Origin of the sequence: Snuella lapsa (assembly GCF_039539345.1) — a bacterium.
GTDB lineage: Bacteria > Bacteroidota > Bacteroidia > Flavobacteriales > Flavobacteriaceae > Snuella > Snuella lapsa.
Genome location: NZ_BAABCY010000051.1, coordinates 13,179 through 37,554, shown reverse-complemented (window position 1 = coordinate 37,554; position 24,376 = coordinate 13,179). Strand labels below are relative to the sequence as shown.

At 36.2% G+C, this 24,376-nt stretch carries 17 protein-coding genes; 13 read left to right on the top strand and 4 right to left on the bottom strand.

What is annotated here, in order from left to right; translation table 11 throughout:
• The first annotated feature begins 13 nt into the window (after window positions 1–13).
• The 4 genes from ABD792_RS09500 to ABD792_RS09485 all read left to right on the top strand — a co-directional run bounded on the left by ABD792_RS09500 (window position 14) and on the right by ABD792_RS09485 (window position 4,702).
• Entirely contained in the window at window positions 14–1,969 is a 1,956-nt protein-coding gene (locus ABD792_RS09500; protein WP_345005711.1) for a DUF3857 domain-containing protein, read from the top strand.
• 24 nt (window positions 1,970–1,993) lie between these two features.
• Entirely contained in the window at window positions 1,994–2,836 is an 843-nt protein-coding gene (locus ABD792_RS09495) for an ion transporter (RefSeq protein ID WP_345005710.1), read from the top strand.
• 43 nt (window positions 2,837–2,879) lie between these two features.
• Window positions 2,880–3,803, top strand: coding sequence for a tRNA (adenosine(37)-N6)-dimethylallyltransferase MiaA (gene miaA, locus ABD792_RS09490; RefSeq protein ID WP_345005727.1), 924 nt, complete (start codon window positions 2,880–2,882; stop codon window positions 3,801–3,803).
• A gap of 101 nt (window positions 3,804–3,904) precedes the next feature.
• Window positions 3,905–4,702, top strand: a complete 798-nt coding sequence (locus tag ABD792_RS09485; RefSeq protein ID WP_345005709.1) for a TerC family protein — start codon at window positions 3,905–3,907, stop codon at window positions 4,700–4,702.
• 51 nt (window positions 4,703–4,753) lie between these two features.
• Here the strand turns inward: ABD792_RS09485 and ABD792_RS09480 are convergent, their stop codons facing one another.
• Window positions 4,754–5,665 (bottom strand): TIGR01777 family oxidoreductase, encoded by a 912-nt coding sequence (locus ABD792_RS09480; RefSeq protein WP_345005708.1) that lies wholly within the window; start codon window positions 5,663–5,665, stop codon window positions 4,754–4,756.
• Between the two features lie 86 nt (window positions 5,666–5,751).
• The gene (gene mnmC2, locus ABD792_RS09475; RefSeq protein WP_345005707.1) at window positions 5,752–6,429 is read right to left on the bottom strand and encodes a tRNA (5-methylaminomethyl-2-thiouridine)(34)-methyltransferase MnmC2; all 678 of its coding nucleotides are present in this window, start codon (window positions 6,427–6,429) and stop codon (window positions 5,752–5,754) included.
• A gap of 244 nt (window positions 6,430–6,673) precedes the next feature.
• On the opposite strand from mnmC2, the gene ABD792_RS09470 reads away from it, so the two are divergent.
• The 6 genes from ABD792_RS09470 (at window position 6,674) to ABD792_RS09445 (ending at window position 14,755) form a co-directional block, all read left to right on the top strand.
• Window positions 6,674–7,741: a branched-chain amino acid aminotransferase gene (locus ABD792_RS09470; RefSeq protein WP_345005706.1), complete on the top strand. Its 1,068-nt coding sequence runs from the start codon at window positions 6,674–6,676 to the stop codon at window positions 7,739–7,741.
• Window positions 7,742–8,102: 361 nt separating this feature from the next.
• Entirely contained in the window at window positions 8,103–8,798 is a 696-nt protein-coding gene (locus tag ABD792_RS09465) for an RraA family protein (protein ID WP_345005705.1), read from the top strand.
• Window positions 8,799–8,810: 12 nt separating this feature from the next.
• A complete protein-coding gene (locus ABD792_RS09460; protein ID WP_345005704.1) occupies window positions 8,811–11,714 on the top strand; it encodes a glycoside hydrolase family 2 protein in 2,904 nt (967 codons plus the stop codon).
• A gap of 162 nt (window positions 11,715–11,876) precedes the next feature.
• The gene (locus ABD792_RS09455; protein WP_345005703.1) at window positions 11,877–13,037 is read left to right on the top strand and encodes a mandelate racemase/muconate lactonizing enzyme family protein; all 1,161 of its coding nucleotides are present in this window, start codon (window positions 11,877–11,879) and stop codon (window positions 13,035–13,037) included.
• Window positions 13,038–13,052: 15 nt separating this feature from the next.
• Window positions 13,053–13,838 carry an SDR family NAD(P)-dependent oxidoreductase gene (locus ABD792_RS09450; protein WP_345005702.1) on the top strand — a complete coding sequence of 262 codons (786 nt, stop codon included), beginning with the start codon at window positions 13,053–13,055 and terminating at the stop codon, window positions 13,836–13,838.
• Window positions 13,839–13,864: 26 nt separating this feature from the next.
• Complete coding sequence (locus ABD792_RS09445) at window positions 13,865–14,755, top strand: SMP-30/gluconolactonase/LRE family protein (protein WP_345005701.1); 891 nt, start codon at window positions 13,865–13,867, stop codon at window positions 14,753–14,755.
• On the opposite strand, the gene ABD792_RS09440 is transcribed toward ABD792_RS09445, so the two are convergent.
• Entirely contained in the window at window positions 14,752–15,633 is an 882-nt protein-coding gene (locus tag ABD792_RS09440) for an AraC family transcriptional regulator (RefSeq protein ID WP_345005700.1), read from the bottom strand. The genes ABD792_RS09445 and ABD792_RS09440 overlap by 4 nt on opposite strands.
• Window positions 15,634–15,749: 116 nt before the next feature.
• Here ABD792_RS09440 and ABD792_RS09435 point away from each other — a divergent pair, with 116 nt between their 5' ends.
• The 3 genes from ABD792_RS09435 to ABD792_RS09425 all read left to right on the top strand — a co-directional run bounded on the left by ABD792_RS09435 (window position 15,750) and on the right by ABD792_RS09425 (window position 23,781).
• On the top strand, window positions 15,750–18,770 hold the full coding sequence (locus ABD792_RS09435; RefSeq protein WP_345005698.1) for a SusC/RagA family TonB-linked outer membrane protein: 3,021 nt from the start codon (window positions 15,750–15,752) through the stop codon (window positions 18,768–18,770).
• A 19-nt stretch (window positions 18,771–18,789) separates the two neighbouring features.
• Window positions 18,790–20,289, top strand: a complete 1,500-nt coding sequence (locus tag ABD792_RS09430) for a RagB/SusD family nutrient uptake outer membrane protein (RefSeq protein ID WP_345005695.1) — start codon at window positions 18,790–18,792, stop codon at window positions 20,287–20,289.
• Between the two features lie 120 nt (window positions 20,290–20,409).
• On the top strand, window positions 20,410–23,781 hold the full coding sequence (locus ABD792_RS09425) for a VCBS repeat-containing protein (protein ID WP_345005693.1): 3,372 nt from the start codon (window positions 20,410–20,412) through the stop codon (window positions 23,779–23,781).
• A gap of 65 nt (window positions 23,782–23,846) precedes the next feature.
• Here the strand turns inward: ABD792_RS09425 and ABD792_RS09420 are convergent, their stop codons facing one another.
• A complete protein-coding gene (locus ABD792_RS09420) occupies window positions 23,847–24,233 on the bottom strand; it encodes a pyrophosphohydrolase domain-containing protein (protein ID WP_345005691.1) in 387 nt (128 codons plus the stop codon).
• Window positions 24,234–24,376 lie beyond the last annotated feature (143 nt).

Below are 24,376 nucleotides of genomic sequence, written 5' to 3'. Positions count from 1 at the left end.
AATCACCTATTTAATGAAACAAAATCACTTATTCTTACTTTTATTGTTCACTTCGCTAAGTGTATTCTCCCAAACTAATAACAAAGAAGCCTCTTACAGAACTAATCTCAAAGAGTTGAATATGAAGGTTTACGAAAAAGACTCAACTGCCAACGCTTTGGTTTTATATGAATATGGCAACAGTTATGTAGACCAACGTGATTATGACCTCATTACCGAAAAAAAATTTAAAATAAAACTTTTGAACCGTGAGGGGTTTGATAACGCTACAGTTACCGTCCACTTGTACAACAACGAAAGAAGATCTGAAAAAATAGAGGAGATAATAGCTACTACCTATTCCTTGGTTAACGGTAACGTTGAAACAACAAAACTAAGCAAGGAAAATATTTTTAAAGAACGGTACAATGAAAACTATACTCTAGTAAAATTTACTTTACCCAATATTAAAGAAGGTTCCGTTATAACATATAGTTATAAACTTATTTCCCCCTTTATGTATAAATACCATGGCTGGGAATTCCAAGGAGATATTCCTAAGTTATATAGTGAATACAATACTAGTATTCCAGCCAACTGGACGTATAATATTAAACTTGTAGGCGCTAAAAAGCTAACCACAAACACATCAGACATTAAAAAAAATTGCCTATCCGTATCTGGAGGTGGTCATTCCGACTGTGCCATTAGTAAATATGTTATGAAAGATATTCCTGCCTTTATAGAAGAGGACTATATGACAAGTGAATCTAACTATTTATCCAGGATTGATTATGAACTTATGACTTTTAAAGGTTTTGACGGTAGCATATATAACTATACAAAAACTTGGGAAGCAGTCGACAAAGAATTAAAAACAGATCCTAATATTGGCAAACAACTCTATAAATCGATCTCTGTAGAAGATTTGTTGTCTAAAACGATTATCGACGAGCAAGATGAATTAAAAAAAGCCAATGCTATCTACAAATATGTACAAGAGGAATATACCTGGAATGAAGAATACAAAATCTTTAAAGATGTTTCCGTTAAAGACCTTATTAAAAACAAATCAGGTAATATTTCTTCTATCAACATTCTACTTCATAACTTATTAAAATCCTGTAAAATAAATGTTAAGCCTGTTTTACTATCTACACGTGAAAATGGCCTTCCAACCAAAATTTATCCGGTCATTTCGGATTTCAATTATTTAATTGTTCAAGCAACCATCAATGACAAAACATATTTGCTGGATGCAACCGACAAGTTCCTAAGCTTTGGGCAAATTCCTTTCAAGTGCTTAAATCAGTATGGACGCCTTTTAGATTTAAAAAATGGCAGCAAATGGATAGATATTAAACCAGAAAAATCTTCGGCTGTTCAATACAAAGCAACGTTAAGCTTAAATAAAACAGGAAACATAACAGGAACAGTAACCTCAAAAAGAACAGACTACTATGCCCTAAAACACAAAAAATCATTTAAAAACGAAGAAAATTACCTAAAAAACCTAGAAGACAACAACCCCAATATCGAAATAACAAACCACAACGTTACAAGAAATGAATCGCACCCCGATTTTCTAGAAAATTACGATGTTAAATACCTTTACGATAACGCAGGAAACAACATTTACATTAATCCTTTTTTTATTAAACTTTTTAAAGAAAACCCTTTTAAACTTCAAGAAAGAACCTATCCTATCGATTTTGGTTATGAAAGTACTTACTACTATATAATGCATATTGACTATGACGAGGGCTACACCGTTTTAGAAAAACCCAAAGATTTAAATATTGCTCTGCCAAATAATACAGGACAATTTATTTTTTCCAGTACCATAAGCAATAATTCCTTAAACATGTTAATGAGAATAAGCATCAAAGAATCTTTATTTCCATCAGAATATTATCCCTATTTAAAAGCCTTTTTTAATAAAATAATCGAATCGCAAAATAATTCTGTCATTGTGCTACAAAAGACATAAGCAATCTTTTCTTATTTTTACTTTATGAACAACAACCCTAAAGAAGATTGGAAAACAGCCCTTCACAAAATTATTTATGAAGCGGACACTAAAGCCGGCAAGCTGTTCGACATTGTTCTATTCATCACCATTGTAGCTAGCGTTATCCTTGTAATGCTCGAAAGTGTAAAAAGTATAGATGTACACTACCATCGCATTATCAATACAGCCGAATGGTTTATTACCATCTTATTTAGTTTGGAGTATATAGCACGTATAATTGTTGTAAAAAAGCCCATAAAATATATTACCAGTTTTTATGGCATTATCGATCTGCTTTCAACAGCTCCTAAATATATCTCGCTTTTATTTGGAGGTGTACATGCGCTTGCCGCCTTACGCGCTTTACGACTCCTTAGGATTTTTAGGATTCTGAAATTAGTACGTTATCTCGGAGCTTCGTACACACTAATAAGAGCTTTAAAAGCAAGCCGTGTTAAAATTTCGGTGTTTTTATTTACCGTCATAATCATTTCAGTCATCTTAGGCACCATCATGTATCTTGTTGAAGGCGAATCTAGTGGTTTTACCAGTATTCCAGCAAGTGTTTATTGGTGTATAGTAACACTCACAACGGTTGGCTACGGGGATATCTCTCCGGTTACACCTTTGGGGCAATTTATTGCATCTATTGTCATGATATTAGGATACGGTATTATTGCAGTTCCTACAGGCATCGTTTCAGCAGAATATGCAACACAACACAAAGCAAACAAAGACAAAGCCCCTGTTATTCCTTTAAATTCTCAGTCTTGTGCTAATTGTATGGCCGAAAACCATAAAGATAGCGCAGAATTTTGTTATAATTGTGGTCACAAGTTGCACTAGGAATATTAGCCAATACGTTTTCAGCTATTAAAAACCAAAAACTATAAAAACACCATCTAAATACCTTATTTCAATAGTAGGCCCTACTGCCATAGGTAAAACGGCTCTAAGCATAACATTGGCCCAACATTTTAATACCGAGATACTATCGGCCGACTCCCGACAGTTCTTTAAGGAAATGCAAATAGGAACCGCCGCCCCTACCCAGGATGAGTTAGCTGCTGCCAAACACCATTGTATTCACCACAAATCCATACATGACGACTACAGTGTTGGTGCTTTCGAGCTGGACGCCTTACAATGTCTCAACACGCTTTTTAAAACACATAATACCGCTATTATGGTTGGTGGTTCAGGATTATATGTTGATGCCGTAACCAAAGGTTTGGATAATTTCCCTAAAATCGATCCGCAAGTAAGAGCTACTTTAAACAAAACCCTTGAAACAGAAGGACTTTTACAATTACAGGAACAGCTAAAGCAGTTGGATCCTGTTTCTTACAATACGATTGCAATAGATAACCCGCACCGCGTTATTCGTGCCTTGGAAGTATGCATAGGTTCAGGACAAGCCTATTCCTCATTTTTAAACAAAGGCAAAACGACACGTAATTTTAAGACCATAACCGTAGGGCTTAAGGCCGATAGAACGATCATTTATGAACGTATCAACAAACGCGTTGATATGATGATGCAACAGGAACAGTTAGAAGAAGTTAAAGGCTTAATGCCTTATCAAGATTTAAATGCACTCAACACCGTTGGATATAAAGAACTCTTTAATTATCTTAATGGAGAGTGGTCTTTAGAGTTTGCCATTTCCGAAATGAAAAAGAACACCCGACGTTTTGCAAAACGCCAATTAACTTGGTTTAAAAAGAATGAAAATACGATATGGTTCGATTATTTAACCGACTCCAAAACCATTATAGAAAGCATAGAAGAGTGTAAAGCATCCATTGGATAATTACTTTAGTTTAAAGACGATGGTTAAATAAGCAAATAATAGAATTTATAAAAAATATCATATCTTAACCTTTCATAAATAACCTATCAAATTCGCTTGCTTTGATTGATTTTCTCTTCACAGCCGATGCATTAATGGCTCTAGTAACGCTTACCTTCCTGGAAATAATTCTGGGTATCGACAACATTGTATTTATCTCGATAGCTGCCAATAAACTACCAGAGCACCAACAATCTAAGGCAACAAACATTGGTTTGTTATTAGCTATGTTACAACGTATTATATTGTTATTTTTTGTTTCCTTTCTTATTGGTTTAAAAGATCCCTTTTTCCATGTAGAAACCAATTGGCTACATCTGGAAATAAGCTGGCAAGCTCTTATATTGTTTACCGGAGGTCTGTTTTTAATTTACAAAAGCACATCGGAGATCCACGAAAAAGTAGAATTGCCAAAACACGATGAAAACGAATTGAAAAGCAAAAAAATAAAAAATTTTCCCCAAGCCATTGCTCAAATATTAATCATCGATTTTATATTTTCAATAGATTCTATTTTAACGGCGGTGGGTATGACCAATGGTATTCATTCCAACCATAATTACACACTGGTTCTTATGATAATAGCAGTGGTTATATCAATTGCTGTTATGATTGGCTTTGCCAACCCAATAAGAAAGTTTATTAACACGCATCCCAGTATGCAACTATTAGGACTGGCATTTTTAATTCTTATTGGTTTTATGCTTATTACAGAAGCTGCTCATTTATCGCACACCAAACTATTTGGCAATACTGTGGGAGCCATTCCCAAGGGCTATTTATATTTTGCAATTGCCTTTTCTCTATTTGTTGAGTTTTTAAATTTCAAAATGCAGAAAAAGCAAAAAAAGAGCAAATAACTAACTGAACCATTATGGATTTAAAACCCAACAACCAGCAACCAATAAACACTAAACCTTCTTTAGTAAATGCTCAAGTGCAGGTTTTAAGTGATGGTATTTAAAATAAAACCCTTTATCCTCAATTCTTTTAGAGCTAACGCGTTGGCTTAAAAACAGTAATACATACATTTCCCCTAAAATAAACTTCATAACAGATTTAGGGATACTTGGTAAAATTAATGGTTTACGCAATACCCGTGCTACCGTTTTTGTAAATTCATGATTGGTAACGGGGTTGGGTGCTACTCCATTATACACCCCAAACAATTGATACTCTAATACGAATAAAAACATACGAGCCAAATCTTTAATATGAATCCAAGATTGCCAATGCTTGCCAGATCCAAAAGATGCGCCCATCCAATACCGCATTGGTTTAACAATTTCTGGAAGTGCCCCTCCTTTATTCGATAATACCAAACCTATCCTTATTTTTGAAACAGGAATGTTTAAACTTGAGAAATTATCAACCGCCCGTTCCCATGTTTTTGTTACTTCACTTAAAAAAGTAGCACCAACACCAGTAAATTTTTCATCGTAATAGTTTATTAACGAATCTGGATAAATACCAATAGCACTAGCCGAAACAACCTGTTTTATGGTATGTGACTCCCCCTTTAGTGCATTAATTAACAACTGTGTACTTTGTACCCTACTAGATACTATTGTTTTTTTATAAGCCCGTGTCCACCGTTTGGCAATTGTAGCCCCTGCCAAATGGATAATGGCATCAACTCCCTTAAAACACCTGGTATCTATATCCTGAGTTTTAATATTCCAGTAAAATCCTTTGTAATTTTCACTTTGCTCCAGTTTGGACCGCTTTGTGGTTAAGTAATTAACAGCAATACCATTTTTATGGCAACGGTTCACAATTGCCTGTCCGATTAACCCTGTTGCACCTGTAATTAAGACCCGCATTATCAATTTTTACATAAAGTTACAAAATGAAAATACGATCTCCCTTACATTTATACTAGCTTTAACACTATAAACCATGCACATAACTAGCCTAAAACTTTAGAAGCCCTAAGCATTTCTCTCTTTCCTGGAGGTCCGGGTAAACGTTCTACACTAAAGCCAACAGCTTGCATAGCACGGCGCACACTACCTTTAGCTGAATATGTAACCAAAACGCCATTGGGTTTTAGTGCTTCGTACATCTTTTTAAATATAGCCTCCGTCCACAATTCGGGTTGCACTCTTGCTCCAAAGGCATCAAAGTAAATAATATCGCATATACCCTTCTCCTTAATTTCAGAAAAAAAGCGTTGCTGCTTTATTAACGAAAATTTATCCGAAAGCCTATGGGACGTTTCCCAAGAAACCTCATGAAGTGTATTAAAAATGGTCTGGTTTCCTAATTTTATATGTTTCGGATAGTTTAACATATTAATTTCTTCAATCGAAACCGGATACCCTTCTACACCACAATAATCAACAGCCACCTGTAAGTCTTCAGTTTCTAGTAACGTAATGTAGGCATTCAATCCCGTTCCAAAACCTATTTCCAAAATAGATACCTCAGTGGGTTGGTGCATTCTATAAAAATACTGTAAGCCATGCGTTATAAACACATGATAGGCCTCTTGTACAGCCCCATGTTTAGAATGGTATTGTTCATTCCAATCCGGCAAGTGGATGGTTGACGATCCGTCTCCAGTAATCACTATCTCTCGTTCCATATACTAAAAGATCATTCGTAAATTTCCTCTTTCATCGCAAAAATAGTCTAAATCCTTTCTAAAAACCTCTGTACCTGTATTACTAACTACACAACCTTGCTAATGGTTAATAGATAAAACATAAAGCTTTAAAAGAACAAATCCTTATAAAAATCAAAAAATTAAATTTTAATGATTTGTTGTAAATATACCGCTTTTTTAAAAACGTTTTTACTTAAATTTGCACTATAAAACGACTAGACTTATGAATGCTTTAATCAATGATATAGAGATTATAAAAGCAAAGACTACAAAAATTAATGATGTAGATTTTGATAACCTAACTTTCGGAAAAATACTAACGGACCACATGTTAGAATGCGATTTTAAAGATGGTAAATGGCAAGCCCCAAAAGTGGTCCCTTACCAACCCATTACTTTAGATCCGTCTGCTAAAATTTTTCATTATGGGCAATCTGTCTTTGAAGGCATGAAAGCCTACAAAGATGCTAATGATACTGTTTGGTTATTTCGCCCTCTAGACAATTTTAAGCGCCTAAACATTTCTTCAAAACGATTAGCCATTCCTGAACTCCCAGAAGATTATTTTATGAATGGCTTAAAAGCACTGTTAAAAGTAGATAGTGACTGGATTCCCAGAAATGAAGGCAGCTCTCTATATATAAGACCATTTGTCTTTGCTTCGGGAAAAGGATTTCATGCTTCACCCGCCGATGAATACAAGTTTATTATTGCTTGTGCTCCATCAGGCTCTTATTTTTCTGGAAAAGTAAAAGTTTTAATCGAAGAAAAATACTCCCGATCTGCCAATGGTGGTGTTGGATTCGCTAAAGCCGGAGGTAACTATGCTGGGCAATTTTATCCGACACAACTAGCCATAGAAAAAGGCTACCAACAAGTAATCTGGACCGATGATAACACACACGAGTATATCGAAGAAGCAGGTGCAATGAACATTTTTATTAGAATTAACGATACACTTATAACCGGACCAACAAGTGATAGAATTCTAGACGGTATTACACGAAAAAGCATCATAGAATTAGCACAATCTAAGGGTATCCCAGTAGAAGTTAGAAAAATAACAGTAAGTGAAGTTGTTGAAGCAGCCAAAAACGGATCGCTTAAAGAAATGTTTGGAGCCGGTACAGCTGCAGTAGTTTCTCCTATTTCTGGATTTGGCTACAAAAATGAAGATTACGACATTCCAGAAATGGAAGACACTTATGCTAGTTTTCTAAAAAAGCATATCACAGACATACAAACCAATAAATCTGAAGATCCATTTGGATGGCGTTATAAAGTAGAATAAACTTTTTAGTAAGTTATTATATTATGTATTATGAAAGACATCCCATTGCGGATGTCTTTTTTGTTGTATATGTGCATATAATAAGGAATTCCTTCTCTGTCACTTCTTAAACGTAGTCTTCAATTATCACATTAAATAAAGAGCTTAAAAACAAGGCTTCCATCCTTTCCCTACTTTCCATGTAGCTCTAGCACCATTTGCCTTTTAAATTAGAAAATAACAACAAAAAGCAAATATAGAGGTTATCATAGCTAATACAAAGCAGTAAAACCTATTATTTTAGAATTAATTTTGTTATACTCATACAAGTATAAATCTATATAATAAGGTACATAATAATAATGTACATATCAAAACATAAATGAAAAAATTTTGGAATACAGATGACCAGCTTTTTACAGCAGCTAAAAAAGAACTTTTCACAGCTGTTATTGGTGACGCTATGGACAAAATGAATCTATTACACCAATTTTTACCACCTAAAATACAACCTTTAAAAACAGATATGTTTTTAATTGGAAGAGCTATGCCAGTTTTAGAAGCGGATACCTTTGAAGAGTTAAGCCATAACAGTCAAAATCCACTTATGTCAAAACCGTTTGGATTAATGCTGGAAGCCTTAGACGATCTGAAAAAAAATGAAGTTTATATCTGTTCTGGAGCCTCTCCTAATTATGCATTAGTTGGAGAATTAATGATGACTAGAGCCAAAGTCCTTGGTGCTGCTGGTGCTGTTGCCAATGGCTACTCCAGAGATACTTTTGGCTTATTAGACTTAGACTTTCCTGTCTTCTCTTATGGAAACTATGCACAAGATCAAGCGCCTCGTGGTAAAGTAATTGACTTTAGGGTACCTATTGAAATTGAAGGTGTTCGCATCAACCCTGGAGATATTGTAGTTGGCGATACAGATGGTGTATGCATTGTTCCAAAAGTACACGAAGAAGAAGTGTTTTTACGTGCATTTGAAAAATCTAGAGGTGAAAAAACCGTTTTAAAAGCAATTCAAAATGGTATGAGTGCTGTTGATGCCTGGAATAAATATCAAATAATGTAAACAAGATAAACTATGAAAAATATAAACACTACGCTTTGTCAATTGACAATTCTCATCTATCTGCTTTTAATAGTTCCCCCCGTTTGGGCACAACAAAAAAACAGTTCCATCTTATCTGATGCAAACGTAACAATCCCTAGAATTTCACCACTGCCAATAAAAGTTAACAACGTCGCAACCCCTGTTTTATCACTCGATGGGGAATGGCAAGTAGCCATTGAAAAAGGTAACAACGCACCAATACAAGTTCCCGGAGAGTTACTCATGCAAGGATTTAATCTGAATATTGGAGAAACGGCCTATTACACAAAGCATATTGAAATTCCCGAAGATTGGAAAAACAAAAAAATATTTGTGCGCTTTGATGGTGTTAGCTCTCATGCTATTGTAAAATTAAATGGCAAAAAAATTACAGAACACGAAGGCAGTTTTGCACCTTTTGAAGCAAATATTACCAAAGCAATCAATACAAGTAACAATATATTAGAGGTCGAGGTTAAAGCAAACACAATCAGCGACATACTGGCGTGCACCTCGCAATATGCCGCCCATACGGTAGCAGGCATTTTACGTAAAGTTACACTTTTTGTCCTTCCAGAATCAAACATTGAAGATATTACCACAAATACCACGTTTGATAAAAAGTTTAACAATGCAAATCTGTCGATAGAAACTAAAATTGATCAACCATCAACAGGTCTGCAACTAAGATATACTTTGTACAATGCGAATAATAAAAAAGTATTTCAAAAAAATATTACCGTAAACGGTAATACATCTACAGCAAATATTCCTGTAAAAAAACCGAATAAGTGGAATGCTGAAAGCCCCTATTTGTATGTTTTAACTACCGAATTACTTCAAGACAAAGAAATACTTCAAAAAAATGAACAAAAAGTAGGATTCAGACAAATTCAAGTTATTGGCAGTGAACTCTATGTCAATGGAAAACCTGTGAAATTACACGGCGTAAACAGGCATTCAGTACACCCAATAACAGGTAGATCTTTAAGCCCTGAAATGGAACGATTGGATGCTGAATTGTTCAAAAAAGCAAACTGTAATTATATAAGGACATCGCATTATCCTCCTTCGGAAGAATTCTTAAATGCTGCCGATGAATTGGGGCTTTTTGTTGAAAGTGAAGCCTCCTTAACCTGGATACAACATGGTGCCTCACCTATTTGGGGACATTGGGATTATAAGGATGGAAAATTTCTACCATACTTCTTGCAAGCCAATTTAGATAATGTACAAGCCAATAAAAACCATCCTTCGGTAATTATATGGTCATTGGCAAACGAATCGCGATGGAGTCCGCTTTGGGATAAGGTAAATCAAGTAGTAAAACAAATGGATCCTCATAGACCTACCAGTTTTCATGACCAGTGTTGGGGTGGTTTTAATAATGCCGGCAGTACAGCCGATATAGCTAATTACCATTATCCTGGTATTGACGGACCAGCTGCAACAGACTCTATGACCCGTCCTACACTTTTTGGTGAATATGCCCATTTATCTACTTACAACAGAAGAGAACTTCTTACCGATCCAGGTGTAAGAGATGCCTATAATATACCTTTAGTAAAGTTTTACGATTCAATTTATGCTCATAAAAACAATTTGGGAGGCGCCATCTGGAGTGGAATCGATGACATCTTTCATTTGCCGGATGGAAGAATAGTTGGCTATGGACCTTGGGGGCCCATAGATGGTTGGAGAAGACCCAAACCAGAATATTATGGTATGAAAAAAGCCTATTCTCCGGTACGGGTTAATTCTGTACAGAACCTAAAAGGTAAATTACTTATAAACGTGGAAAACCGTTATGACTTCACTCCCTTTTCAAGCCTCAAAATAGTAGCCGAGATAAACGGACTTAACAGCACTATTAAAAGTAATATTCAACCAAGACACAAAGGAATAATAACAATTCCTTTCAAAGATAAAGTTAATAGTTTGAAACTAACCTTTTACAACGCTAATAACCATATAGTTGAAGAAGAATTTTATAACTTTAATGAAGAGAATATCGTTAGCTCTAAGTTAGATTTAAAACTTTCTTATTCAGAAAATAAGGAATCATACCTTATACAACAAGGGACGACAAGCTATAGAATTGATAAACTAAAAGGAAAAATTGTGTCCATTACCAAAGGGAATAAAGCGGTGGTTTTACAAGGACCAGAATTTACAATTGTAGAGATGAATAGTGAAAATGGAGGTAAAAACAATATTGCGGGAGAAACCTATCAACGCATAGTACATCCATTACAAAGTTTTCCCTGGTACATGAAATATGCTTCAGACATAAAAGTCCATAAAAAAGAAAATGCTATCGAAATGGAATTAACCGTAACCTACAAAGAAGGCAAAGGAAAACTATGGTATATTTTTAAATCAGATGGTCAGTTTACTACTAAATATGAAATTGAACAAACCAATGGAGAAACCAAACCTTATCAATATGGTCTGCTTCTACAAGTTCCTAAAACCTATCAAACATTAGAATGGGAACGTAAAGGCGATTTTAGCATATACCCCAGTGATCATATCGGCAGAAATAAAGGAAAAACGAAATTGAATGCTAAAATCACCGATGGTGTTGAGCCCTGGCGGATAAAACCGACCCACCCATGGAAAGATGAGGCTAATGAGTTAGGGAGCAATGATTTCCGTTCAACAAAAAGGAATATTATAAAAGCATCCTTATCAGACGAAAAAACAAAAATAAATGTTTTATCGAATAGCCATCAGGCCTCCAGATCTTGGGTGCAGGAAGAGAATATTCACTGGTTAATTGCCGATTATTGGAATAATGGATCAGAACGTTTCTATGGCACCCCACATAGTGAAGGAAGAATATCTACAAAAAACAGGGTTTTAAAAGGAGAATTAACCTTAGTCATAGAATAGTCTAGCAGTTAAAACATGGATACTACAATTTTCTGTATAAGAAAAATTAAACAATTTTCACTCAAAACCAAAGGTTTCAAGTTTATTATTGGTATCTTTTTAATTTTAATATGCATGCACCTTACTCATAGCTAACAAGAAAACAAACAACAATATAAGTAAATGAAAATAACAGACGTAAAAGTATGGCTCGTTGAAGGCGTTAAATACAATTGGACATTTCTTAAAATTTATACAGACGAAGGTATAACAGGTGTTGGAGAAGCAACAAACTGGCCCGGAAGCCAAATTGTTGAAGGTGCCGTTAAAGAACTAGGCCAAAGAATTATTGGTTTAGACCCCATGAAAACCGATTTTATTTGGACCAAGCTATATAGAGATCTCAATTGGGTTGGCCCCTATGGCGCTAGTATGTGTGCTATTTCTGGCATTGATATGGCCTTGCTGGATTTAAAAGGCAAAGCCTTAGGTGTTCCTGTCTACGACTTATTAGGTGGCTCGTATCGCACAAAAATTCCCTTATATGCCAACTATTGGTTTACAGGAGGTGGTCATAATGAAGAAGACTACGCCAAGCAAGCAAAAGAAGTGAAAGCCGCTGGCTTTACAGGATTAAAATTCGATCCCTTTGCACATACAAATTACTTTTATGGCGAAGATTTAGATACTACATTATCACTAACAAGATCCCAACAGAACAGAGCTTTTGAAGTTAGTAAAGCCGTTAGGGATGCTGTAGGTGAGGATATGGACATTATGATTGAAACCCATGCCATGTTAAATTTTAAAGTAGCTATTGCAATGGCCAAACGTTTGGCTAAACTGGACATCACCTGGTACGAAGAACCTGCTGGACCTGAAAACCCTAATACACTTAGAGCCTTTAGGGAACGTTTACCTTCAGAAGTTTCTATTTGCGTGGGAGAACGGCACTATACCAGACATGGCATACGTCCCATCTTAGAACGGCATATTTGTGATATTATCATGCCCGACATTACCCGATGCGGAGGTCCGTCTGAGATGAAACGTATGGCTACTATGGCCGAGGCATATAATGTTCTAGTAGCTCCCCATAACCCTAACGGTCCCTTGTCTACACTGGCATCAGGACATGTTTGTGCGTCAATCCCTAATTTTTTTCGGCAAGAGTTTATTTTTAAAGACGTGCCTTGGAGAGATAGTATAATAGACTATCCTTTAGAAATTGAAGATGGAAAACTAGTATTAAGTAAAAGACCCGGATTAGGCGTAAACTTGATAGAAGAAGAGATGGAAAAACATCCCGGCATTAGGGAACATAAAGAAGGATTTTATATATAATTAAAAATCTATACGATGTTAACTATCAACCTTAAAGGAAAAACAGCTATCGTTACAGGTGTTAGCAGTGGTATTGGCCTTGGCGTTGCTAAAGTACTCGCTAAGGCTGGTTGTAACATTTCTGGTTGTGGTACTTCTGTCGAAAACTCTAAAGCAGCCCTTACTTTTTTAAAAGCAATAAAAGAAGAAGGTACCGAAGCCCTGTATACATGTTTGGATGTTACTTCCCAACAAGACCGAGAACACTTGGTAAACAAAACCTCAACAACTTTTAGTCAAATTGACATTTTAGTTTCCAATGCAGGCATAAATGTGTTTAAAGGTGCTAAAGATTGTACTGAAGAACAATGGGAATTTAATATGTCCTTAAACTTAAAATCCCATTGGGCACTTAGCAAATTATGTAAACCATATCTCGAGTCAAGTAACAATGGCGTTATTATACTGATGACTTCAAATCATGCCTACCATAGTATACCTGGATGCTTTCCTTACAACGTAGCCAAAACCGCCATTAAAGGATTGGTTCAATCTCTTGCCATAGAATGGGGACCTAAAATAAGAACCGTTGGAATAGCACCTGGGTTTATTGACACGCCTGGCAATCAAAAATGGTTTAACAGCTTTCCTGATGCTAAAGCCGAAAGACAACGTACCATTAACATGCATCCCGTAAAAACCTTAGGAACAACCGAAGATGTAGGATACCTTTGTGCATTCTTGGCTTCAGATATGGCGCGGTTTATCTCGGGAACCACTTACTTAATTGATGGGGGGAGATCGGCACTAATGCAAGATTAACTATTATTAATTTTAAGAATGAGTACGTGTCAAATCAAAGAATCATAGCCAATGTCTTTATAGACACTAAAGCGATTCTGGGAGAAGGTCCTATATGGCTAACTAATTCCCAAGAACTTTTGTGGGTCGATATTGCTAAAGGAGAAGTACATGCTACCAATACCACAACCAAACAAGATAGAGTAATATACCAAGGCAAAAAAACATCGGCCATTATACCGGTTTCCGATACAGAGTTTTTAATATCAGATACCAACAAATTAATTTTAGTGAATACTGCAACGGGAGTATCAAACGAATATACTTCCATTCTATTTGAAACAAAAAATATTCGTTTTAATGATGGAAAAGCCGATCCAAATGGAAACTTATGGATAGGAACAATGGAAATGGACATAAAACCAAAAAAGGGAGCATTATATCGAATAGATTCTAATAAGGAAATGAAAAAGTGCATTTCTAAGATTACCATTTCCAATGGTATAACATGGTCGCTTGATAAAAAAACAATGTATTACATAGACACTGTAAAGCAGGGAGTTTATGCGTTTAACTTTGACGAAAACAGCAATATCTCTAATCAACGAATGGTAATAACAATTCCTAAAAAATTGGGAGCTCCAGATGGAATGACCATCGACAACCTAGGTAATTTATGGATTGCCTTGTGGGGAGGTGCTTGTGTAACCTGTTGGAACCCTAAATCTGGACAACTGCTCAAAAAAATTGATGTAGATGCCCCACTTGTAACTTCATGTACTTTTGGAGGAAAAAATATGAATACACTTTTTATAACCACTGCTAAAGAAGGGTTATCAGCATCAGAGCTAGAAAAATACCCCAATAGCGGAAGTATCTTTGCCATAAAAACAGAAGTAAATGGATTTAAACCTTACTATTACAGGCCTTTGATTTAAACCAGTTCTTCTATATTCTCCTTTGTACTATTAGCAAACTCCGATGGCGAAACCCTTTTAATAAGACGAAATTGTTTATTAAAATGTGATGGGCTGTTGTAACCGCTTAAATAGGCTGCTTCAGATATACTATACTTCTCTTCGTGGATAAGTTTACAAGCATAACCTATTCTAATTTCATTTAAAAAAGACGTAAATGTTTTATTGGTTCTATTTTTAAAATATCTACAAAAAGCCGTTTTATTCATTGAAGCTATATCAGCGACCTCCTCTAAAGTAATCGGGTTGGAAAAGTTATCCATTACATACTCAAAAACACGATTAATTTTCATATCGCTTTTAAATATAGTTTCTTTAAAAAGAGGCGTTGCCAATAATCTATATTCACTTGTTTGAGACGCTAAATTCAATACATCCAGAAACAACAATAAACGCTCCATCCCTTCCTCTTTCAACAAGCGTTTTATTTTTTTTATCATTTTTTGTGCCGCTCCCCCTGCAAAAGACATCCCCATCTCTGCCCTTGTAAAAAGCTCTTTTATTTTTTTGGATTCGGCCAAACTTAAAAAGCCATCCCCTAAAAAATTGGGGGAAAACTGAATAATAATCGATGCACAGGTTTCCTCTGCCTGATCAAGGTTTTCAGGAGGCTTGCTACGCCAAACATGAGGTAATTTCTCTCCTACTAAAATAACATCACCCTTAGAAAACGTCTCAATAGAATCACCTATAAAGCGTCTCCCCTCACCCTTAAGAATTACAACCAATTCCAAAAGTTCATGAAAATGCCAATGATCATCAAAGTGGGTAAGCACATCCTTCCTAATGTGAAAAGCTTGCTCAATTGGTGTTTTTAGTTTTCTAAAATTCGCTTTCATTATAACCTTAACATTACGAAGTGCAAATATAGAGAATGTAATTGATAATTTAGTGCAAGACAACCATGAATTGCCTAGGTAAATTTGTAGCAATCCAATTTTAAATCAACTTAAGTATGAAAACAAAATTATGTAATCTATTTACGTTACTAGTAATTTTTTATGTCAATTTGGGGTTTTCCCAAAATCAAAAAATTACTGGTACAGTAACATCTGCTAGTGATGGCATGCCCCTTACAGGTGTAAATGTTGTCGTTAAAGGCACTCAAACTGGTGCTGTCACCGATTTCGACGGGAATTTCACCATAAACAATGTAACTCCAAACAGCACACTAACATTTAGCTATGTTGGATTTAAAACACTTGAAATTGCCGTTAACAACAAAACGTCTTTGTCCATTACAATGGAAGAAGATACATCCCAACTTGAAGAAATAGTAATCGTTGGGTATGGTACCCAAAAGAAAGAAAACTTAACAGGGTCTATTTCCACGGTAAAACTGGAAAACGAGCAAAACCGACCTATTGCAAATGCTACCCAAGCGCTTGCAGGACAGGCTGCTGGTGTAACTGTAACGCAAGGTTCTGGAAACCCAGGTGGTGATGGTGCGACAATACGAATTAGGGGTATAGGTACATTGGGAAACAATGATCCATTAGTACTTATTGACGGCATTAGAGGAAGCCTCGGAAACGTAAATGTAGCAGACATCGAAACCATTACAGTTTTGAAAGATGCTGCCTCAGCTGCCATATATGGAGCTAGAGCTGCGAATGGTGTTGTATTGGTTACTACTAAAACAGGAAAAAAAGGAAAATTCAGTGTTAACTACGACGGTTACACAGGTTTTCAAAAACCTACAAGGTTAACCAATTATGTTACCAATTCTGTAGAATTTATGGAATTATTAAACCAAGCTATCTTCAACGAAGATCCTACTGCTACCCCTGAATTTACAACCGATCAAATTAATGAATTTAGAAATGGTACAGATCCCTACTTATACCCCAACACCGATTGGCAGGACGTCATGTATAGAGATGCACAAATTACAACCCATAACTTAAGTGTTAGGGGTGGTGGAGAAAAAACAACCTATTCATTTTCATTAGGTCATACCGATCAAGACGGTATCGTTTTGGGAACAAATACCAAACAATATACCGCAAGATTAAATTTAGACACTAAGGTTTCCGATAAATTTAGTTACTCACTTAAATTATCCGGAAGACATGACGATGTATACCAACCCATCGCTGGTGCTGGAACAGTTATTGGTTGGATAGAGAGGGCCACACCAATGCAAAGTCCACGCCTAGAAGATGGAAGCTATGCCTTTCCTTGGGTAGGCTTCCCTAATGCAACGCACCCTCTTGCAGGTGCCTTGGAAGGTAAAAATCATAATTCTTGGGACAATATGCTGGTTAATTTATCCGGAGAGTATGCTCTTTTGGATGAATTAAAAATTAAAAGTTCTGTTGCCGTAAATACCTATCACAACTTGCATAAAGTTTTTAGACCACAAATCGATCTTGTAAACCCTAAAACAGGAGCCGTTACCGATTTAGGTGTTAATGGAAATCCTTTGTCTGCATGGAATGGTTATAACACCCAACGTACCTTAACCTTTGTTACCACTCTTAATTACAACAAGACTTTTGGCGAAAATCACAATATTGGAGCCTTAGCTGGTTTCAATCAGGAAACTTCCAAATTCAATCACCTATCAGCTTCAAAGAACGATTTACCTAGTAACGCTTTACAAGAAATAGATGCAGGTTCTACAGACCCGGCGGCTTCTGGATATAGTGTTGATTATGGGTTACAGTCGTTCTTCGGTAGACTTACTTACGACTATAAAAGCAAGTACCTTTTTGAAGCCAATGTAAGATACGATGGGTCGTCTAATTTTGGAGAAGGCAATAAATGGGGCGTATTCCCATCCTTTTCTGCAGGATGGAATATTTCTAACGAAGCCTTTATGGATAATGTAGACGTTATCAATAACTTAAAATTAAGAGCTTCTTGGGGACAGTTAGGAAACCAAGCCATCACTCCTAACCAGTACAGTTCCATCTATTCATTGGGTCGTGTATATTCCTATGGAGGCAATCTGGTTGGTGGTGCTGCTCAAACCAATTTACCCAACCCTGATGTTACCTGGGAAACCTCTACACAAACAGATATAGGATTAGATATGTCTCTTTTAGGAGGTAAACTAGATCTGGTAGTAGACTATTATATTAAAGATACAGAAGACATTTTAAGAAGCGTAAATATTTCAACCGTAGTTGGTGGCTTAACACCTCCAACCGTTAATCTGGCATCTGTTCGCAATAAGGGCTGGGAATTTTTAGCCAATTACGATGATGCCGTTGGCGACTTTGAGTATGGAGCAAGTTTTAACTTTACAACCATCGACAACGAAGTTACCAAATTGCCTACACCGCAAATCGGTGCGTTCTCTAGACTTGTTGAAGGTGGCTCTATAAACGAATTCTATACCATTAAAATGTTGGGCATTTTCCAAAACCAAGCAGAAATAGATGCACATGGCGCGCAACCTGATGCGCAACCCGGAGACATTAAATTTGAAGACCTTGATAATAATGGGGTTATTGACGATGCCGACAGACAAGTTGTAGGACGCTCTATTCCTAAATTCACTTATGGGTTTAACTTAACTGCCGCTTATAAAGGTTTCGACTTTTCTATGCTATGGCAAGGAGTTGAGGGCATCAATGCAAGAACCGAAGAAGAGCAAAAACCATTCTTCAACAGTGCCGGACTTCCTGAATTTTGGGCAAAAAATGCATGGACCCCAGAAAATCCAAACAACAAATATCCAAGACTTGTTAGATCTAGTAACTATATAAATAACATTTGGAGAAACTCTTCATTCTTAGTAGAAGATGCCTCGTTCTTAAGATTGAAAAACGTACAGTTAGGATATTCTTTACCAGACACTTTGTTAGAAAAACTCAGTATAAATAAACTTAGGTTTTATGTTAACGCAACTAATCCACTAACATTTACAAAATACAGAGGGTTAGATCCCGAAAAGAGTCCTTTCGGAGGCAGAGGATCTTACTCTAATGTTCAAGTGTATTCACTGGGTATAAACATCTCGTTATAATAAAAAACGTCTAAAAATTATGAAAACATATTTTAAAATTATTTTGGGATTAACCTTGGTTTTGACAGCTTGTACCAAAGATGTCTTAGAGGTAAGTTCCACAACACAAATATCTTCTGAAACATTTTGGAAGACAGAATCTGATGTCCGTTTAGCTCTTAACGGTATCTATAATTCCCTACAAAGCTTGGAACAAAGCTATATCTATTATGATGTTTTATCCGATAACGCTTATAATAACTATCCATGGGAAGGATTTAAAGCCATAGCAGATGGTACTCACGACGCCCGAGGCCCTGGTGCTATTAGCTGGATATGGAGTGATTGCTTTAGAGGTATTGGTAGAGCAAATGTTGTTTTAGACAATATTGAAGCAGTTGAAGGTCTTGACGAGAATTTTAGGCAATCTACCAAAGGAGAAGCCTTATTTCTAAGAGCCTATTTCTATTTCAGATTAACAGATTTTTATGGAGGCGTACCTATCATTTTGGAAAGTCCAAAACTAGAACATTCGGAGTTACCTAGAGATAGTAAAGAAGCTGTCGTAAATCAAATTATATCCGATCTGGACCAAGCAGTAACTTTATTACCTTCCAGTCAATCAGAAGTTGGTAAAGCAACAGAAGGTGCTGCCAAAGCATTAAAGGCCAGAGTGCTTTTATATAACGACCGTTGGGCTGAAGCTGCTAGCACAGCTCAAGAAATAATGGGTATGGGATATGACTTATTCCCCAATTACAGAGATCTTTTCCGTGAAGCCAACGAAAATAACGAAGAGGTTATATTCGATGTGCAATACAAGTCCCCAGAACAAGGTAACTTTTTCGAACTGTATTTAGGTAGTTATACAGTTGGAGGTTGGTCGTCTATTGTGCCTTTACAAAATATGGTAGACGAATACGAAATGACCGATGGAATGTCTATCGATGATTCTCCAATGTACGACGAAAACAGCCCCTATGAAAACAGGGATCCTCGTTTAAAACAAACTATTTCCGTACCTGGAGCTACTATTAATGGTATAGCAGACCATGTTGGAGAATTTGGAGGTTACTGCTTTAAGAAATATACGGAATACGACGAAGATGGGGTTGTAGCACCAACACCTTACCCAACAAGAACAGGCTTAAATGCTATTATATTTAGATATGCCGAAATATTATTGACCTATGCGGAAGCCAAGAATGAAGCTTCGGGACCAGACAGCTCTGTTTATGATGCCATTAACGCCATTAGGTCAAGACCTAGTGTAAATATGCCTCCTTTGCCTGCTGGTTTGTCTAAAGAACAAATGCGCGAGGCCATAAGACATGAACGCCGTGTAGAGCTTCTTCTTGAAGGTACTCGATACTCCGATATTCGTAGGTGGCGAATAGCTGAACAGGTTATGGATGGGTTGGTAGACCCAGGAGGTACAAGACAATTTAATCCAGGTAGAGATTACCTATGGCCAATACCTGCTAGTGAATTCGATATTGAAGGCACTAAACTGGAACAAAACCCAAACTATACAAACTAACGTTTTTAATTTAGTTTGAGTATTTCAAAAGTGAGGCTGTATTATATATACTAGCCTCGCTTTTGCTTTATATTATATAACATAATTCTTTTCAACATGCGTCCTTCTAGCTGTTTCTTAATGTTCAACTGCCTTATCGTATTACTCTCATGTAATAAAAACAGAGAGGATATAACGACTAATAATCAAGTGCCTGTTCTTCCTTTGTTTACCATAGTCAATTCGGAAATAACCAATATTCATTTCAATAACCAACTAACCGAATCCATGACCATGAATGGTTTGTTTTATGAATATTTTTACAATGGAGGCGGTGTCGCCACTGGGGACTTAAACGGAGATGGCCTATCTGACATTTATTTTGTTTCCAATTTAAAATCCAACAAACTCTATTTAAATCAAGGGAAATTGAAATTTTCGGATATAACTGACGTTTCAAAAACTAAAGGAAAATATGGTTTCCCTACTGGAGTTACCTTAGTAGATATTAATAACGATGGAAAACTAGACATCTACATTTGTAAATCCGGAAAGTTTAATGACCCTAACAAACGACGTAATGAACTTTATGTAAATCAAGGGAATAATGCACAAGGCATTCCAACTTTTAAAGAAGAGGGTAAAAAATACGGACTGGATCTCCCTCATTTATCTACACAAGCTACTTTTTTTGATTATGATAAAGATGGCGATCTGGATATGTTCCTTCTTAATCATGGTATTATGCAATATCCCGATGATGCCATAGAAAAATTAATGGCAACCAAATCGCAATTTCAAGGGGAACGTTTATTTAAAAACGTCAACGGCTTTTTTAAGGACGTTACAGAACAATCTGGTATAATCAATAATTTATTAGGCTATGGTTTAGGAGTTGCTATTGGTGACTTGAACAACGATGGATGGCCAGACATATTGGTTGGCCATGACTATTCCGAAAAAGACCATTTGTATATCAATCTAAAAAATGGAACCTTTAAAGAAGTTATAAAAGAAATAACCAATCATGGTTCCAATTTTTCTATGGGTAACGATATCGCCGATTTCAACAATGACGGCCTTTTGGATTTTATTTCCTTAGATATGATGTCTGAACATAATTATGATATTAAAACCAGTATGAGTGGCATGAATCCTGAGAGGTTTTATAAACATGTTGATCTGGGGCTACACCATCAATACATGTATAATGCTTTACAAATTAACAACGGTAATCATGATGGCCTACCCAGGTTTTCGGATATTGCCCAATTAACAGGTGTATCCAGTACCGATTGGAGTTGGGGACCGTTGTTCCTAGATATGGATAATGATGGGCTGAAAGACCTATTTGTTTCAAATGGTATAAAGGGTGATTTTAGGAACAATGATTTTATAAACTACCGTAAAGAGCGACAAAAGCAAATTATTGAATTAAAAAAACAAGGAAAAAACTTTGACCAAAAGGCCTATGTTAAAGACATTTTAGCACACATGCCCAAAAGAAAAAAGGAAAACTATTTTTACAGGAATAACGGCGACCTTACATTTTCCAAACTGGAATTAAACCCAGAAGATAAGAAACTAACAAGTTCTAATGGTGCTGCCTATGCCGATCTGGACAACGATGGTGACCTCGATATAATAGTCAACAATGCTGATGACCTTGCCTTCATTTATAAGAACAATAGCACCGAACAAAGTAAAAGCAACTATTTAAAAGTAAGACTGAAAGGATCTAAAGAAAATACCCATGGTATTGGAGCCAGAGTTAATGTTACTACTAAGGATAATACACAAACTGTAGAACAATATCTAACAAGAGGCTTTCAATCATCTGTTAGTGAGGTATTACATTTTGGTTTAGGACAAAACAAAACAATTGATGAACTTAAAATTACATGGCCTGATAGCAAAGTTCAAATCATAACCAATATTAAAGCAAATCAGTTAATTACATTAGACCATAAAGAAGCAAAAAACAACATTAATCATCAGGTTCCTAAGTACAAACCTTTATTTACCGATGCGACACTCCATTATAACATTAATTACAAACATGTAGAGAATGACTATAACGATTTTAACAAAGAAAGTCTATTGCCACACAAAATGTCCAATTTTGGACCAGCTTTGGCCGTTGGGGATATTAATAATGATGGAGTGGATGATTTCTTTATTGGAGGAGCTAAAGGGTTTAGTGGCGCATTACATGTACAAACAAAAAACCAAACATTTCAAAAAGTAAACAGCAATGCCTGGATTACAGATAAAAACAGTGAAGACATTGGAGCAACATTCTTTGATGCTGACAATGACGGAGATTTGGATTTGTATGTTGTAAGTGGCGGAAACGAATTTGAAATAAATGACGCCGAATTACAGGATCGCCTTTATTTAAATGATGGTCTTGGTAATTTCACAAAAACCAGTAGAGCATTACCAAAAATGTTAACCAGCGGATCGGTAGTAAAACCATGCGATTATGATAACGATGGTGATCTGGATCTGTTTGTTGGCGGCAGGCTCATCCCCGGAAAGTATCCTTTTCCTGCTAAAAGTTATATTTTAAAAAATGAAACTAAAGATGGCAAGGTAACTTTCGAGGATGTTACAGACTCACTAGCCCCCGAGTTTAACAATCTGGGGATGATCACGGATGCCGAATGGGTCGATTTAACGGGTGATAACAAAATGGATCTAGTGGTGGTTGGCGAATGGACACCCATACTCATATTTAAAAACGAAGCAAATGGCTTTACCAACCAAACTCAAAATTTTGGGTTAGACAATCTTACTGGTTGGTGGTATGGCATTGCATCAGCAGATATGGACAATGACGGAGATATGGATATAATAGTTGGTAACCTAGGAAAAAATTACAAGTATAAAGCCAGTTCCGAAGCCCCTTTTGGAGTGCATACAACCGACTTCGATAATAATGGCTCTTTGGATATTGTTCTCAGTTACTACGACCTGGGCAAAAATTATCCGTTAAGAGGGCGTTCATGTAGTTCGGCACAAATGCCTTTCATTAAAAAGAAGTTTCCAACCTACAGTGATTTTGGACAAGCTACCTTAAAAGATGTTTATGGCGACGTCCTTGAAGAATCGTTATCCTATACTGCCAATTCCTTTGCTACTACCTACCTTGAAAACTTAGGTGATGGGGCATTTCAAGCAACCGAACTTCCCAATCAGGCACAATTCTCGTCTGTCAATGACATTTTATTAAAAGATATTGATAACGATGGCAATAACGATATTGTTTTAGTCGGGAACCTATATGCTTCCGAAATTGAAACCCCTAGAAATGATGCAGGCTATGGCTTGTTGCTTAAAGGAAACGGACAGGGCGCCTTCTCTCCTATACCATCGACACAAAGTGGTATTTATATAAATGGGGACACTAAAGTCATGAAACCTATTAACTTGGGCAATAAAAAGGATTTCGGATTGCTCTTTGGTAAGAATAGTAACTCAATCCAACTTATAAAATTGAATACCCCCTGATTTGATTCATACTCAAACAAAAAAGGCTACCTAAAAATAACCATTATTTTAGGCAGCCTTTTTTGTTATTTATCCAAAATCGATCCGATATTTGGTTTAAAGTAATTGGGACCTTTTAGCACTTTACCATCCTCACGGTAAATGGGCTGCCCATCCTCCCCCAATTTACTCATGTTACTTCGCTGTATTTCATCAAATACTTCCTCAATTTTATATTGCATACCGTGCTCTATTATCGTACCGCATAAAATATAAAGCATATCTCCTAATGCATCGGCAACTTCTACCAAGTCATTATTATTTGCTGCTTCTAAGTATTCTTCGTTTTCTTCCCTCATTAAATTAAATCGCAGCGTATTCTTATCAACCCCCAAATCGGCCTTGGGAGTTTCACGATGACCTATTTTAAAAGCAGTATGAAATGCTTTTACAGCTTCAATCTTGTTCTTCATTTATTTTAATATTAGTTTTATGGTAAGTTGTTACCCTTTTATTAGAACTTCTTTTAATTTTTTATTTTTGCCTAAAAATAACCATATGTTCAGTAAAGGTCAAATCATTTTCGGTATTTTGTTTGCTATAGTATTCGCTATCA